At 69.0% G+C, this 13,803-nt stretch carries 13 protein-coding genes and 1 riboswitch; of the genes, 9 read left to right on the top strand and 4 right to left on the bottom strand.

Features of this window, described 5'->3' with window-relative positions:
- Positions 1 to 7 precede the first annotated feature (7 nt).
- Positions 8 to 1,045 (top strand): ABC transporter ATP-binding protein, encoded by a 1,038-nt coding sequence (locus tag ACSDR0_RS16835; protein WP_435289746.1) that lies wholly within the window; start codon positions 8 to 10, stop codon positions 1,043 to 1,045.
- Positions 1,029 to 2,042, top strand: coding sequence for an ABC transporter ATP-binding protein (locus ACSDR0_RS16830; RefSeq protein ID WP_435289745.1), 1,014 nt, complete (start codon positions 1,029 to 1,031; stop codon positions 2,040 to 2,042). The genes ACSDR0_RS16835 and ACSDR0_RS16830 overlap by 17 nt, the downstream gene beginning before the upstream one ends.
- Positions 2,043 to 2,221: 179 nt before the next feature.
- Here ACSDR0_RS16830 and ACSDR0_RS16825 read toward each other — a convergent pair whose 3' ends face one another.
- Both ACSDR0_RS16825 and ACSDR0_RS16820 read right to left on the bottom strand, forming a co-directional pair.
- Positions 2,222 to 2,800, bottom strand: a complete 579-nt coding sequence (locus tag ACSDR0_RS16825; RefSeq protein ID WP_435289744.1) for a hypothetical protein — start codon at positions 2,798 to 2,800, stop codon at positions 2,222 to 2,224.
- 476 nt (positions 2,801 to 3,276) lie between these two features.
- A complete protein-coding gene (locus ACSDR0_RS16820; RefSeq protein WP_435289743.1) occupies positions 3,277 to 4,083 on the bottom strand; it encodes an SAM hydrolase/SAM-dependent halogenase family protein in 807 nt (268 codons plus the stop codon).
- Between the two features lie 117 nt (positions 4,084 to 4,200).
- On the opposite strand from ACSDR0_RS16820, the gene ACSDR0_RS16815 reads away from it, so the two are divergent.
- Both ACSDR0_RS16815 and otsB read left to right on the top strand, forming a co-directional pair.
- On the top strand, positions 4,201 to 4,503 hold the full coding sequence (locus ACSDR0_RS16815) for a DUF3263 domain-containing protein (protein ID WP_435289742.1): 303 nt from the start codon (positions 4,201 to 4,203) through the stop codon (positions 4,501 to 4,503).
- Positions 4,504 to 4,688: 185 nt separating this feature from the next.
- Complete coding sequence (gene otsB, locus ACSDR0_RS16810; RefSeq protein WP_435289741.1) at positions 4,689 to 5,486, top strand: trehalose-phosphatase; 798 nt, start codon at positions 4,689 to 4,691, stop codon at positions 5,484 to 5,486.
- Positions 5,487 to 5,627: 141 nt separating this feature from the next.
- On the opposite strand, the gene ACSDR0_RS16805 is transcribed toward otsB, so the two are convergent.
- Both ACSDR0_RS16805 and ACSDR0_RS16800 read right to left on the bottom strand, forming a co-directional pair.
- Positions 5,628 to 6,839, bottom strand: coding sequence for an MFS transporter (locus ACSDR0_RS16805; RefSeq protein WP_435289740.1), 1,212 nt, complete (start codon positions 6,837 to 6,839; stop codon positions 5,628 to 5,630).
- 79 nt (positions 6,840 to 6,918) lie between these two features.
- On the bottom strand, positions 6,919 to 8,343 hold the full coding sequence (locus ACSDR0_RS16800) for an alpha,alpha-trehalose-phosphate synthase (UDP-forming) (RefSeq protein WP_435289739.1): 1,425 nt from the start codon (positions 8,341 to 8,343) through the stop codon (positions 6,919 to 6,921).
- A gap of 240 nt (positions 8,344 to 8,583) precedes the next feature.
- Between ACSDR0_RS16800 and ACSDR0_RS16795 the strand changes: the two genes are divergently transcribed.
- The 5 genes from ACSDR0_RS16795 to groL all read left to right on the top strand — a co-directional run bounded on the left by ACSDR0_RS16795 (position 8,584) and on the right by groL (position 13,758).
- Entirely contained in the window at positions 8,584 to 9,141 is a 558-nt protein-coding gene (locus tag ACSDR0_RS16795) for an RNA polymerase sigma factor (protein WP_435289738.1), read from the top strand.
- Between the two features lie 155 nt (positions 9,142 to 9,296).
- Positions 9,297 to 9,439: riboswitch (SAM riboswitch) on the top strand.
- Positions 9,440 to 9,453: 14 nt separating this feature from the next.
- Complete coding sequence (gene thrC / locus ACSDR0_RS16790; RefSeq protein WP_435289737.1) at positions 9,454 to 10,749, top strand: threonine synthase; 1,296 nt, start codon at positions 9,454 to 9,456, stop codon at positions 10,747 to 10,749.
- Positions 10,750 to 10,771: 22 nt separating this feature from the next.
- Positions 10,772 to 11,047, top strand: a complete 276-nt coding sequence (locus tag ACSDR0_RS16785; RefSeq protein WP_435289736.1) for a MoaD/ThiS family protein — start codon at positions 10,772 to 10,774, stop codon at positions 11,045 to 11,047.
- 347 nt (positions 11,048 to 11,394) lie between these two features.
- On the top strand, positions 11,395 to 11,595 hold the full coding sequence (locus tag ACSDR0_RS16780) for a cold-shock protein (protein WP_012895270.1): 201 nt from the start codon (positions 11,395 to 11,397) through the stop codon (positions 11,593 to 11,595).
- Between the two features lie 537 nt (positions 11,596 to 12,132).
- Positions 12,133 to 13,758, top strand: coding sequence for a chaperonin GroEL (gene groL, locus ACSDR0_RS16775; RefSeq protein ID WP_435289735.1), 1,626 nt, complete (start codon positions 12,133 to 12,135; stop codon positions 13,756 to 13,758).
- Positions 13,759 to 13,803 lie beyond the last annotated feature (45 nt).

Below are 13,803 nucleotides of genomic sequence, written 5' to 3'. Positions count from 1 at the left end.
GGGATCCGTGAAGAAGACCTCAACATCGGTGGTGCCGTCCAGGGAGGAGCCTGGCGACGAGCCGCTGCTCGCCGTCGACGACCTGCACGTGGAGTTCGTGACCAGGCAGGGCGTGGTCAAGGCGGTCAACGGGGTCAGCTACTCGCTGAACGCCGGGGAGACGCTCGCGGTGCTCGGCGAGTCCGGCTCGGGCAAGTCGGTGACCGCGCAGGCCATCATGGGCATCCTCGACTCCCCGCCGGCCCGCGTCCCCAAGGGCGAGATCCGCTTCCGGGGCACGAACCTGCTCGACCTGTCCGAGGAGGCCCGCACCCAGGTGCGCGGCCGGCGGATCGCGATGATCTTCCAGGACGCGCTCTCCGCGCTGAACCCGGTGTTCACCGTCGGCGCCCAGATCGGGGAGATGTTCCGGGTGCACCGGGGCGACTCCAAGCGCGACGCCGAGAAGAAGGCGATCGAGCTGATGGACCGGGTCCGCATCCCCGCCGCCAGGCAGCGGGTGCACGACTACCCCCACCAGTTCTCCGGGGGAATGCGCCAGCGCATCATGATCGCCATGTCGATCGCGCTCGACCCCGAGGTGCTGATCGCCGACGAGCCGACCACCGCCCTCGACGTGACGGTGCAGGCCCAGATCATGGAGCTCCTGGGCGAGCTGCGGCGCGAGAGCAACATGGGCCTGATCCTGATCACCCACGATCTCGGCGTGGTGGCCGACGTCGCCGACAAGATCGCGGTCATGTACGGCGGGCGCATCGTGGAGAACGCCCTCGTGCACGACATCTACCGCAGGCCCGCCCACCCGTACGCCAAGGGCCTGCTCGACTCGATTCCCCGGGTCGACCAGAAGGGGCAGGAGCTGTACGCCATCAAGGGCATGCCGCCGAACCTGCTCGACATGCCCTCGGGCTGCGCCTTCCACCCCCGGTGTCCGTACCGTCAGGACAACTGCGTCGTCGACGCGCCCCCGCTGTACGAGATCGGCCCGACACGCGGCAGCGCGTGTCACTACTGGAGGGAGGTCCTCGATGGCAGCCACGGGTGAGCCGATCCTTGAGGTCCGCGACCTGGTCAAGCACTTCCCGCTGACCCAGGGCGTCGTCCTGCGCAGGCAGGTCGGCGCGATCAAGGCCGTCGACGGGGTCTCCTTCGACCTGCACCGGGGCGAGACGCTCGGCATCGTGGGCGAGTCCGGTTGCGGCAAGTCCACGCTGGCCAAGCTCCTGATGGCGCTGGAGCGGCCGACCTCGGGCTCGGTGAAGATCAACGGCCGGGAGATCGCCGACGCCAAACGCGGCGACCTCAAGCGGGCCCGCCGCAACATCCAGATGGTCATGCAGGACCCGTACACCTCGCTGAACCCCCGGATGACCGTGGGCGACGTCATCGGCGAGCCGTTCGAGATCCACAAGGAGGTCGCCCCCAAGGGCGACCGGCGCCGCAAGGTGCAGGAGCTTCTCGAAGTGGTGGGCCTCAACCCCGACCACATCAACCGCTACCCGCACCAGTTCTCCGGCGGCCAGCGCCAGCGCATCGGGATCGCCCGCGGGCTGGCGCTCCAGCCGGAGATCATCGTCTGCGACGAGCCGGTCTCCGCGCTGGACGTGTCGATCCAGGCGCAGGTCGTCAACCTGCTGGAGCGGCTGCAGGACGAGTTCGGTCTCGCGTACGTCTTCATCGCCCACGACCTGTCGGTGGTCCGGCACATCTCCGACCGGGTCGGAGTGATGTACCTGGGCAAGATGGTGGAGATCGGAAAGGACACCGAGATCTACGACCGGCCCGCGCACCCCTACACCCAGGCGCTGCTGTCGGCCGTCCCGGTGCCCGACCCCGAAGGGCGCGAGCGACGCGAGAGGATCATCCTCCAGGGTGACCCGCCGTCTCCCGCCAACCCGCCGTCGGGCTGCCGGTTCCGTACGCGGTGCTGGAAGGCCCAGGAGATCTGCGCCGACGAGGAGCCGCTGCTGCAGATCCGGCCCGGTACCGCGCACGCGAGCGCCTGCCACTTCGCCGAGACGCACGACGTGATCCACGTGTAGGAGAGCGCAGGAGGGCCGGGAAGGCGAAGAGGGAAGCGGAGGCAGGCGGGAGCGGAGAAGCCCCGCGGGGCGCCGTTCGGCGGGCAGAGGCCCGGAACGGCGGAGGGCGCGGCCCCCACATGGATTGTGGAAGCCGCGCCCTGCCTGCTCTACCACTTCACCGCAGGATGTCTGTCCTGCTAGAGGATGTCGACGCCGACGCCGCCGATGCCGACAAGGCCACCGATGCCGACGCCGTGGCCGACTCCGCTGCCGCTGCTGATGATGTTGCCGCCGCCGCCGATGGTGTTGCCGCCACGGCCGAAGAGGCCGCCACCGCCGCCGAAGACGCCGCCGCCGAAGCCGCCCCCGTACACGCCGCCGCCGTAGATGCCGCCCCCGTACACGCCGCCGCCGAAGACGCCGCCGCCGTAGCAGCCGGCGTTGTAGAGGCCGCCGCCGTAGACGCCGCCCCCGTAGACGCCGCCGGCGAGGACGCCGCCGCAGCCGACGCCGCTGGTGACGGCCGTGGGGATGACGGTGGTGCCGTACGTGACGGTGCTCGTCGGGACGAAGGCCGGAGCGGCGCTGACGACGCCGACGCCGCAGCAGTCGGCGGCCTTCTTGGCGGCCTTGGCCTTCGCGGCGGCCTTGATGACCGACTTGGCGGTGACCTTGGTCGCGGAGCTGGTGGAGGACGTGGACGCGGACGCCGCCGCGGCCGGTGCGAGGACGGCGATGCCGACGCACGCAGAAGTGATGAGAAGACGACGAATCATTGTGGTTCCCCCTGGAAGGAAATCGTCGCGGCAGTGTTTGGGGCCTCTGGAACGGACCGTCTGCGCGCGGCTACTCAAAGTAACGGGAGTGAGACTATCCAGCGACATGCTTTCTGGAGGGTCAAGAATGGTCAGCTTGTGGCAATGATCGCGGGGGCGTGACCGAACAAACATTGGCCGATCCGGGCACGCCCGACCTGCCGCGCCCCCGCCGGATTCCTTAACTGCCAGGTCAGGTGGTATATCCGGCCGGGAGCGGCCCTCTCGGGGACGGCGAGGCGGAACCGTCGTGGTGGAGGCACATCCGGGACGATGGGGAGAACGACGCGTGGCATTGTTCAGCGGGAATGGTGATACGTCACCGGAATTCCGGCATGCGTATTTCCAGCTGGAATGATCTTTCAGTTAAAACGACACTTCACTAAACGAGCCGATGTATGGGGCGATTTCTTCTCAGGTCGCTTTTGTTGCGCATGTCAGGGTGAGGGGCAGAGCCGCACGTGGGCTCCGGGCGGCAGGCCCAGCCTCTGGGAGGCGTCGCCGGAGTTGACCGCCAGCGCGACCAGCCCGGCCGAGTCGGTGAAGGCCACGATCTCCCCGGGCGGGACCGCGGCGAAGGTCTCCCTGAACGGCACCGAGAGCCGTCGCCTGCCCAGCCAGACCACCAGCGTGTCTCCCGGCACGACGCCCAGCGTCATCATGTCGCCGGAGCCGATCGACAGCTGCGCGTTGCCGTGGCGGTCGATCGACAGCACCTCCCCCTCGACGTAGCCCTCCTGCAGCACGGAGGTGGGCGCGGGCAGCGCGACCAGCCGCTCCAGCGGGATCTCCTGCCCCAGCTCGGACGGGTGGCGCCCGATCGCCAGGTGCGCCGCCACGGGGGCGAAGAGGTCGCGCCCGTGGAAGGTCGGCGAGACCGGGTTCAGGAAGAAGTCCTCGTTGGACACCTCGTAGGCGGCACGCGCGCCCCCGCTGGCGTGGATCGCCCACGACAGCAGCCCGTTGTCCGGGCCCAGGAACATGTGATCGCCGGCCTCGACCGCCACGGCCCTGCGCGAGCCGCCGAAACCGGGATCCACCACGGCGACGTGCACGCCGGAGGGAAGATAGGCGATCGTCTGGGCAAGGATCGCCGCACCGCGCCGCACGTCCCCCGAGGGGACGAGATGGCACACGTCAATGATTCGCGACTCCGGAGAGATTCCGACGATCACGCCGTGACATGCGGCGATGTAGCCGTCTTCCAGTCCGTAGTCGCTGAGAAGGCTGATGACAGAGGTCACAACAGGTGACTGTACGTCTCCGCATCCGTCATGAACAGCGCGAAATTCCGGACTATCCTGACTTCGGACCGCGCGTGCGCGGTGTGATCGCCGCGCGCCCCCACGGAGGAGGAAGCAATGGACACCGCGCCGAGTTCCGGTGACAGCGCTGCTCCGGAGCCCGCGCAGAGGGTTCTCACCGACAGGGAGCGCGAGCTGCTCGCCTTCGAGCGTCAGTGGTGGCGCTACGCGGGCGCCAAGGAACAGGCGGTCCGCGAGGCCTTCGACATCTCCGCGACGCGCTACTACCAGTTGCTCAGCGAGCTCATCGACCTGCCGGCGGCGCTCGCCCACGATCCGATGCTGGTCAAGCGCCTGCGCCGACTCCGCGAGACCCGCCGCCGCGACCGCGCCGCCCGGAAAATGGGCTTGCGCCCCTGATCTGCGGGTACGACCGGTCGGGCGGGCGATCGCGAGAGCGGTGCCGGCATGACGGGCGAGACGGCGGCGAGACGACGGAGACGGAGAGGGCCGGGCGGGCATGACGGTGAACACACTCGGCGGTTCCAGGCTCGACGGGCTGGGGCGGGGATGACGACGAACACACTCGACAGGCTGAGGCGGGCATGACGACGAACACGTCCGAGGGGCTGAAGGCGATCGTCGCCGATCCGGCGGGGGCGGTGATCGGGCTCGACTTCGACGGCACGCTGTCCCCGATCGTCCCCGATCCCGCGGCGGCCAGGATCCAGCCCGGCGGGGCCGAGGCGCTGGCCAGGCTCGGCCGTCTGGTCGGCGCCGTGGTGATCGTGACCGGCCGCCCGGCCGCCACGGCCGTCGAGTACGGCTCCCTGGCCGGTGTGCCGGGGCTGGTCGTGCTCGGGCACTACGGCCTCGAACGCTGGGAGGCGGGCGCGCTCGCGGCCCCGCCCGTCCACCCGGGCCTCGACCTCGCCCGAACCGGGCTCGCCTCGCTGGTCGCGGGGATCGACGGGGTCAGGATCGAGGACAAGGAGCGGTCGGTGGCCGTGCACACCCGGCAGGCCGCCGACCCGTGGGCGACGCTCGACGCGCTGCGCGAGCCGGTCGCCGCGCTGGCGGCGGGGGCGGGGCTGGCGGTGGAGCCGGGCAAGTTCGTGCTGGAGCTGCGCCCGCCGGGGATGGACAAGGGAGTGGCGCTGAGTGCCTTCCTGCGCGAGCGGGCCGCCAGGTCGGTGCTGTTCGCCGGGGACGACCTGGGAGATCTGGCGGCGTTCGCGGCCGTGCGGGCCTCCGGGCTGCCGGGCGTGACGGTGTTCAGCGGATCGCCCGAGATCGAGGTGGAGGCCGACATCGTGGTGGACGGGCCCCCGGGGGTCCTGGAGCTCCTCACCTCGATCGCCGACGCCGTCGAGAGCGAGACACGGGGTGAAGACGGCTCTTGATCGGATGATCGAGCGCCTCGGTCGAGCGGCCGGGTGGTCGTACGCCTTGTCAAGGGATCGGGGGCTGTGCGTTCTGGGTCGAGGGGGACGCCTCGTTGAGCGGCGGTCGCGTATCGCGGGGGCGCGAGCCTCCCGTCCCGCTCAGGCGGGCTCGCCGACGCCCGCTCGGGAACGTCCGCTCATGGTGATCAGCAGTCCTCCGACGGCCAGCCCGATGAGAGCGGGGACCATGAGGAACGCCTGCTGGGTGCCGAACCCGTCGGCCAGCGCGCCCAGCAGGAACGGCCCGATCCCCACCGCCAGCCCGGCGAAGATCGAGGCCATGGCCGAGGCCCGGTCCCGCCGCCCGCCGGAGGCGGCCAGCACCCGCGACAGCGCCATCGGGAAGTGCAGTGCCACCCCCAGCCCCGACACGGCCAGGCCCGCGTAGGAGAACACCGGGTTCGTGCTCACCCAGAAGATCGCCCACCCGCCGGCCGCGACCAGGAGGGCGCCGAGGAACAGCACGGTCGGGGGCACCCGCAGGGCCAGCCACGCCCCGGCCAGCCGTCCGGCCGCCATCCCCCCGGTGAACGCCGCGACCGCGGTCGCGGCCACCGCCGCGGGCAGCCCGGTCTGGTCGGAGAAGAGCTTGGCCGCCCACAGGTTGAAGCAGAACTCCATCGCGACGCAGCAGAACAGCACGGCCGAGGCCAGGTAGAACCGCCAGCCGAAGCGGGACTCGCCCTCCGCGGCGGCACCGCCGACGGTCTCCCCGGGCTCGGGGATCCGTACGCGTCCCATGGTCAGCGCGAGCAGCACGGCCAGCACGGGGGTCACCAGCAGGGCGGCCCGCCAGCCGAAAGCGCTCTGCGCGGCGGCGCTGACCACGAACGGGACCCCGATGCCGACGATCACGCAGACGGCGTTGGCCTCGCTGATCGCCGCCGGGCCCGCGGGGCCGTGCCGGTCGTCGAGCGCGGCCATGCCCGAGTACAGGGTGATCGAGGACATCCCGCTGGCGACGCCGTACCCGAGCAGGGTGACCGAGAGCGTGGTGGGGGCCGCCGCGACCAGGAGCGTGCCGGCGCTCATCCCGGCCATCCCGGTCCAGATGACGGCCCGGCGGCCGATCCTCCCGGTCAGCCAGGGCAGGGCGAGGCCGGTGATGATGCCGCCGACGGCCATCGCGGTCCCGTGCAGCCCGGCGACCGCCTGGGACACGCCCTGGTCGAGGCGGAGCAGCGGGAGCGCGGAGCTGAGGCCGTACAGGTAGGTGGCGAAGACGCCGAGCTGAAGATAGATCAGCAAGGTCGCGCGGTCGCGGATCAGCCGGACGGGCGCGATCGCGGTCAACTCGGTCCCCCTGTGCACCAAAAAACTGAAATAACCGCAAAAACTATCTCATACCGGGCTAAAGCTGCTTAGTGCCCCCAAGTCGCCACGTGGGCTGTTATTCGAGGGCGTCGAGCTGCTCGGCGAACCACCGGTGCGGGGGGAGGGCGGTCGCCGCCGCGGCCAGCAGGACGCCCCTCCTGGCGCGCTCGTCCGAGGGCATCGCCAGGCCCTCGTACAGCGCGGCGGCCGTGGCCGAGACGTCGTAGGGGTTGACCGTCAGCGCGTGCTCGCCCAGCTCGGCGGCGGCACCCGCCTCCCGTGACAGCACCAGCGCGCTGTGCGGCGACAGGATCGGGCCCTCCTTGGCCACCAGGTTCATGCCGTCGCGGATCGGGTTGACCAGCAGCACGTCGGCCAGCCGGTAGGCGGCCAGCGAGCGCGGGTAGTCGTCGTCGACGTTGAGGATCAGCGGGTCCCAGTCCTCGGTGGCGTACTCGTCCTCGATCTCCTCGGCGCAGCGCTGCACCGCCGCGGTGTACTCGCGGTACTCGGGCAGGTCGTGCCGGGACGGGTAGGCGAAGGCGAGGTGCGTGACCCGGCCGTGCCACTCCGGGTGGGCCGAGAGGAACTGCTTGTAGGCGACCAGGCCACGCACGATGTTCTTCGACAGCTCCGTCCTGTCGATCCGCACGATCAGCCTGCGGTCGCCCACCTGGGCGCGGAGCGCGGCCATGTGCGACTCCACGTCGGGCTCGGACGCCCTGGTCCAGAGCGCCTTGCCGTCCACCCCGAGGCTGTGGGTGCCGATCCGGGTGGTCCTGCCCGCGTGCGTGACCGTACGCTCTCCGCGGTCGACCCGTGCGCCGAGCACCGTCTCGCAGCAGTCCATGAACGCCCCGCCCCAGCGGTCGGTCAGGAAGCCCGCGTGGTCGGCGCCCAGGATGCCTTCGAGGAGCTCGGTCGCGACGTCGTCGGGGAGCAGGCTGAAGTATTCGGGCGGGGCCCACGGCGTGTGCGAGAAGTGCGCCACCCGCAGGTCGGGGCGCTCTCCCCTGAGCATGGCCGGGACCAGGCTCAGGTGGTAGTCCTGCACCATCACCCGCGCCCCGTGCGAGCCCTCCTCGGCCAGCGCCATCGCGAACGCCTCGTTGTAGGCCTGGTACGACTCCCACTCCCGGCGGAACCTGGCGTCGAAGTACGGCCTGTTGGGGGTGTCGTAGAGGAGGTGGTGGACGAACCAGAGGGTGGAGTTGGCGACCGCGTTGTACGCGCGGTGGAAGGTCGCCGGGGGGATGTCGAGCATCCGCAGCGCCCCGGTGTCGTAACCCGCCTGGTCGAGCCGGCCGCCGGGCGCCAGCCGCACCGCGCTGCGGTCGCCGTCGGACAGCGCCGCGCAGACCCACAGGACGTTGAGGTCCTTCGCGACCTCGGACAGGCCGGAGACCAGGCCGCCACCTCCCCTGCGCATGGAGAGCGAGCCGTCCTCGGAGAGGGTGAAGGAGACGGGGCCGCGGTTGGAGGCCACCAGGATCGCGCTCATGAGATCCCTTCACTGGCTAGGGACACGCCTGTCCTGAAGGTTAACCGGCACTTCGCCGGGCTGTCCTCGCTCTTCAGGTCGACGAAAGAATGGCGTCCATCGAATTGTGTCAGCTCTTATCAGCAGGTGAAGTGACGAGCCCCGCTGTATCAGCCTTTTTGTGGCGGGGAGGGAGGGTCACCATCCGCGACCCCCGACCGTAGGATGTCCAGCGACCGTGACCGCTGATGGGGGCCCGTGATGGCGCTGGACGAGACGACCGAGGACCTGGCCCGATCGGCAGCCCAGGGTGACCACCGAGCGCTCGGTGAGCTGCTGAAGCGGATCGAGCCCGCCGTGCTCAGGCACTGCGGCCGGATCCTTCCCTTCCGGCAGGACGCCGAGGAGGCCTCCCAGGACACCCTGCTCGCGGTGGCACGCAACATCGGCCGCTTCGAGGGGCGTGCCCGGTTCAGCACCTGGCTGCACATCGTGACCGCCAACTGCGCCAGGACCACCTACCGCTCGCTGAAGCGCCGCGCCGCCGAGCAGAGTTCCGACGAGCTGCCGCTGCAGAAGCCGGACGTCGCCCGGGTGAGCGTGATCGCCGGGTCCCGGCTGGACCTGCTCGACGCGATGGAGGCGCTGGAGGCCGAGAAGCCGGACCTGGCCCAGGCGCTGGTGCTGCGCGACATCTGCCAGCTCGACTACAACGAGGTGGCCGAGCAGCTCGGCATCCCGCTGGGCACCGCCAAGTCGCGCATCCACCAGGCGCGCAAGTACGTCCAGGGCGCCCTGGGCGACGCCTACGGCTTCTGACCGGCCGTCCGCCGCGTGCCTCGCGGCCTGCGGCCCGGCTCCGGTTGTCCGCTGGATAACACGCCATGTCTCGCTCAGTGAGACATGAGGTCAGGAGTGCGGTGTGGCGGGGTAGAGTGCTTAGGACCTGCGCGTCAGGTTTCCAACTGAATATTTGCTCATCCAGAGGGGTGGAGGGACCGGCCCTGCGAAGCCCCGGCAACCATCCCGGTTCAAGACTCGTGATCTGAACGAGGTCGGCCGGGACAGGTGCCAATTCCGGTCTGTGACCAGGGTGGTCCGCAGACGAAGATGAGGGAAAGGCCTCGCTTCATGGCGCTCGCAACCACTGAGAACACCACTACCACCTCCTCCGAGCGTGCCGACGACGCGCGCGACCGGCGCTTCGGCCCCGCTGTGGCCCTGTCCTGCAGGGAATGTGGTGCCCGCTACGACCTCGGTCCCAGCTTCGCCTGTACCGAGTGTTTCGGGCCCCTTGAGATCGCGTACGACTTCGGGCGTGTGACCCGGGAGCAGATCGCCGAGGGGCCGACCAACATCTGGCGCTACCGTTCGCTGCTGCCCGTCCCGGCGGACGTGGCCTCCAAGCCCAACATGGCACCGGGCTGGACCAAGCTCGTCAACGCCGGAAACCTGGCCCGGGAACTGGGCATCCGCTCCCTGCACGTGAAGGACGACTCCGGCAATCCCACGCACTCCTTCAAGGACCGCGTGGTGGCCATCGCCGTCGAGGCGGCCCGCAACTTCGGGTTCCACACCCTCTCCTGCTCCTCGACCGGAAACCTGGCCGGCGCCGTGACCGCCGCCGCCGCGCGGGCCGGGCTGGACGCCTGCGTCTTCATCCCCTCCGACCTCGAGCAGGCCAAGATCGTCATGGCCTCCGTGTACGGCGGCAGGCTCATCGGCATCGAGGGCACGTACGACGACGTGAACCGTTTCTGCTCCGAGCTCATCGGTGACGAGATGGGCGACCAGTGGGGCTTCGTCAACGTCAACCTCCGGCCGTACTACGCGGAGGGCTCCAAGACGCTGGCCTACGAGATCGCCGAGCAGCTCGGCTGGCGCATCCCCGACCAGATCGTCATCCCGGTCGCGTCGGGCTCGCAGCTCACGAAGATCGACAAGGGCTTCAAGGAGCTGATCGCGCTCGGTCTGGTCGAGGACAGGCCCTACAAGATCTTCGCGGCCCAGGCTGAGGGATGCTCCCCGGTCTCCGCCGCCTACAAGGCGGGCCACGACGTGATCCGCCCGGTCAAGCCGAACACGATCGCCAAGTCGCTGGCGATCGGCAACCCGGCCGACGGCCCGTACGTCCTGGACATCGCCCGCCGCACCGGCGGCGCGGTCGAGGACGTCACCGACGCCGAGATCGTCGACGCGATCCGGCTGCTGGCCAGGACCGAGGGCATCTTCGCCGAGACCGCCGGAGGCGTCGTCGTCGGGGTGCTGCGCAAGCTGGTCGCCTCGGGCAGGCTCGACCCCGACGCCGAGACCGTGGTCCTCAACACCGGCGACGGTCTCAAGACCCTCGACGCGGTGGCCGCGGAGGCGCGACCGACCGCGGTGATTCGGCCTTCTCTTGACGCATTCCGTGCGGCTATCGCCTAGAAATCGTGAAAGGTACTGAATTATGAGCGTTTCTGTGCGGATTCCGACGATTCTCCGGACTTACACCGGTGGTGCCGCCGAGGTGAACGGAGAGGGGGAGACCCTGCGCGATGTTCTTCAGAAGCTCGACGCGGACTTCCCGGGGATCGGCGCCCGGATTCTTGACGAGGCGGGAAAGATCCGACGTTTTGTCAACGTCTATGTGGGGGATGAGGACGTCCGTTTTGTCGACAACCTCGACACGGCCACGCCCTCCGGTGTTCAGGTCTCCATCATCCCGGCGGTGGCCGGAGGCTGATTCTCCCGCCCCTGCGCGGCCCTGACCGCATCCGCAGCGCCTCAGGGGCGCCCGTCACCCCACGGCACCCGCCCGGCTCCGGCCGGGCGGGTGCCGTCTTTTATGACGCAACCTCACATTTGAGGCGAGGATGGATAATGTAACCCTTGTCTAACTAATAGTGATGGCGAAACTTTGCTCTCGTACTAAAAGCTCTTGTAAAGAGGTAGTTTGGTGCTTGACTCTGTTGCCCTACCGCTTCCCACAGGTATGGTCGGAACGATCGACGGGGCGAAGTCCGTCCCGGAGATTGAGGACTTCGCGAGAGGAATGGGCGTCGTCCTTAAGACCAGTAAGAGGAGTCGCAAGTGGCGCAGGGCACCGTCAAATGGTTCAACGCGGACAAGGGCTACGGCTTCATCGCGGTAGACGGTGGTAAGGATGTGTTCGTCCATTACTCCGCGATCATGATGGATGGCTACCGTGCCCTCGAACAGGGCCAGCGGGTCGAGTTCGAGATCACCCAGGGCCAGAAGGGTCCCCAGGCGGAGTCCGTGCGGGCGGTCTGACGTAGCCGTTTCGTGAATTCGCAGGGAAGAGCCGGTTGATCCCGCGGTATCGCAGTCCGCTGGATCCTCACCGCCTAGGCCCGGCTCGCCCCCCCCATCGGCGAGCCGGGCCTTCGTGTCGCACGGGCCGCGGAGTCGTGCGCGGCGGAGTCGTACGCGCGCACGAAGGTCGTACAGCTTCGCGCAGAGGTCGTACGGGATGTGAGAAAAGGTGCGAAACGCGCCGGTGTGACACGGAACCCACCGGCGTGACGCGGGCCGCGCCGATGGTGACGTGTCGCGTACGCCGACGTGACGCGGTATCTACGCAGGCATGACGCGGAGCCGACGTCCCTCACCACGCGGCCCAGGTCAACGGATCGTGGCTTGCACTCGTCGGGGTAGAGTGCTAAACACATTGTTGGCACTCACGCATAGAGAGTGCCAATCCTGGATCGAGGCGATGGGGCCCGCCGAACGGAGTCGTGGGCCCACATGCCGTCGCGGGCGTCGGCTCGGTCCGGTGTAAGCCACCCTGTCTCTGGGAGGTCTAGCCGTATGGCAGCCAAGATGATCGCGTTTAACGAGGACGCCAGGCGCGGTCTCGAGCGCGGTATGAACCAGCTCGCGGACGCCGTTAAGGTGACCCTCGGCCCCAAGGGCCGTAACGTCGTTCTGGAGAAGAAGTGGGGCGCCCCCACCATCACCAACGATGGTGTCTCCATTGCCAAGGAGATCGAGCTCGAAGACCCGTGGGAGAAGATCGGGGCCGAGCTCGTCAAGGAGGTCGCCAAGAAGACCGACGATGTCGCCGGTGACGGCACCACCACCGCCACCGTGCTCGCTCAGGCTCTCGTACGTGAGGGTCTCCGCAACGTCGCCGCCGGCGCCAACCCGATGTCCCTGAAGAAGGGCATCGAGGCCGCCGTCGAGCGCGTGTCGGAGGAGCTGTCCAAGCTTGCCAAGGACGTGGAGACGAAGGCGCAGATCGCCTCCACCGCATCCATCTCCGCGGGCGACCCGCAGATCGGCGAGATGATCGCCGAGGCGATGGACAAGGTCGGCAAGGAAGGCGTCATCACCGTCGAGGAGAGCAACACCTTCGGCCTCGAGCTTGAGCTCACCGAGGGCATGCGCTTCGACAAGGGCCTCACCTCGATGTACTTCGTCACCGACCCGGAGCGTATGGAGGCCGTCCTCGACGACCCCTACATCCTGGTCGTCAACTCGAAGGTCTCCGCCAACAAGGACCTGCTCCCGGTTCTCGACAAGGTCGTGCAGGCCGGCAAGCCGCTGCTGATCATCGCCGAGGACGTCGAGGGCGAGGCCCTGGCCACCCTGGTCGTCAACAAGATCCGCGGCCTGTTCCGCTCGGTCGCCGTCAAGGCGCCGGGCTTCGGTGACCGTCGCAAGGCCATGCTGGGCGACATCGGCATCCTGACCGGTGCCCAGGTCATCAGCGAGGACCTCGGTCTCAAGCTGGAGTCCACCACCCTGGACCAGCTCGGTCGTGCCCGTCAGGTCATCGTCACCAAGGACGAGACCACCATCGTCGACGGTGCCGGCGACCCCGAGCAGATCGCCGGCCGGGTCAACCAGATCCGCGCCGAGATCGAGAACACCGACTCCGACTACGACCGCGAGAAGCTCCAGGAGCGTCTCGCCAAGCTGGCCGGCGGCGTGGCCGTCATCAAGGCCGGTGCGGCGACCGAGGTCGAGCTCAAGGAGCGCAAGCACCGCATCGAGGACGCCGTTCGCAACGCGAAGGCGGCCGTCGAGGAGGGCATCGTCCCCGGCGGCGGCGTGGCGCTGCTGCAGGCCGGCGCCAAGGCGTTCGACAAGCTGGAGCTCTTCGGCGACGAGGCCACCGGTGCCGCGATCGTCAAGAAGGCTCTGGAGGAGCCGCTCAAGCAGATCGCCGTCAACGCCGGCCTTGAGGGCGGCGTCGTCGTGGAGAAGGTGCGCAACCTTCCCCCGGGTGAGGGCCTCAACGCCGCCACCGGCGAGTACGTCAACCTGTTCGAGACGGGCATCATCGACCCGGCCAAGGTGACGCGTTCCGCTCTGCAGAACGCGGCGTCCATCGCGGCGCTGTTCCTCACCACCGAGGCCGTCATCGCCGAGAAGCCCGAGAAGGCCGGAGCCGCCCCCGCCATGCCCGGCGGCGGCGACATGGACTTCTAAGTCCACGCGCTTTCGAAAAAGAGGCGACCCCGAAGTGCTGGGGCC

The sequence above is a fragment of the Streptosporangium sp. G11 genome (assembly GCF_051192615.1).
Taxonomy (GTDB): domain Bacteria; phylum Actinomycetota; class Actinomycetes; order Streptosporangiales; family Streptosporangiaceae; genus Streptosporangium.
Note: the sequence above shows the minus strand (reverse complement) of the source record. Positions and strands in the feature narration are given on the sequence as shown.

Coding starts and splice junctions, on each gene's coding strand:
- ACSDR0_RS16830 (WP_435289745.1), top strand. CDS start 1,029: ATGGCAGCCACGGGTGAGCCGATCCTTGAGGTCCGCGACCTGGTCAAG.
- ACSDR0_RS16825 (WP_435289744.1), bottom strand. CDS start 2,800: ATGATTCGTCGTCTTCTCATCACTTCTGCGTGCGTCGGCATCGCCGTC.
- ACSDR0_RS16815 (WP_435289742.1), top strand. CDS start 4,201: ATGGACACCGCGCCGAGTTCCGGTGACAGCGCTGCTCCGGAGCCCGCG.
- otsB (WP_435289741.1), top strand. CDS start 4,689: ATGACGACGAACACGTCCGAGGGGCTGAAGGCGATCGTCGCCGATCCG.
- ACSDR0_RS16800 (WP_435289739.1), bottom strand. CDS start 8,343: ATGAGCGCGATCCTGGTGGCCTCCAACCGCGGCCCCGTCTCCTTCACC.
- ACSDR0_RS16795 (WP_435289738.1), top strand. CDS start 8,584: ATGGCGCTGGACGAGACGACCGAGGACCTGGCCCGATCGGCAGCCCAG.
- thrC (WP_435289737.1), top strand. CDS start 9,454: ATGGCGCTCGCAACCACTGAGAACACCACTACCACCTCCTCCGAGCGT.
- ACSDR0_RS16785 (WP_435289736.1), top strand. CDS start 10,772: ATGAGCGTTTCTGTGCGGATTCCGACGATTCTCCGGACTTACACCGGT.
- groL (WP_435289735.1), top strand. CDS start 12,133: ATGGCAGCCAAGATGATCGCGTTTAACGAGGACGCCAGGCGCGGTCTC.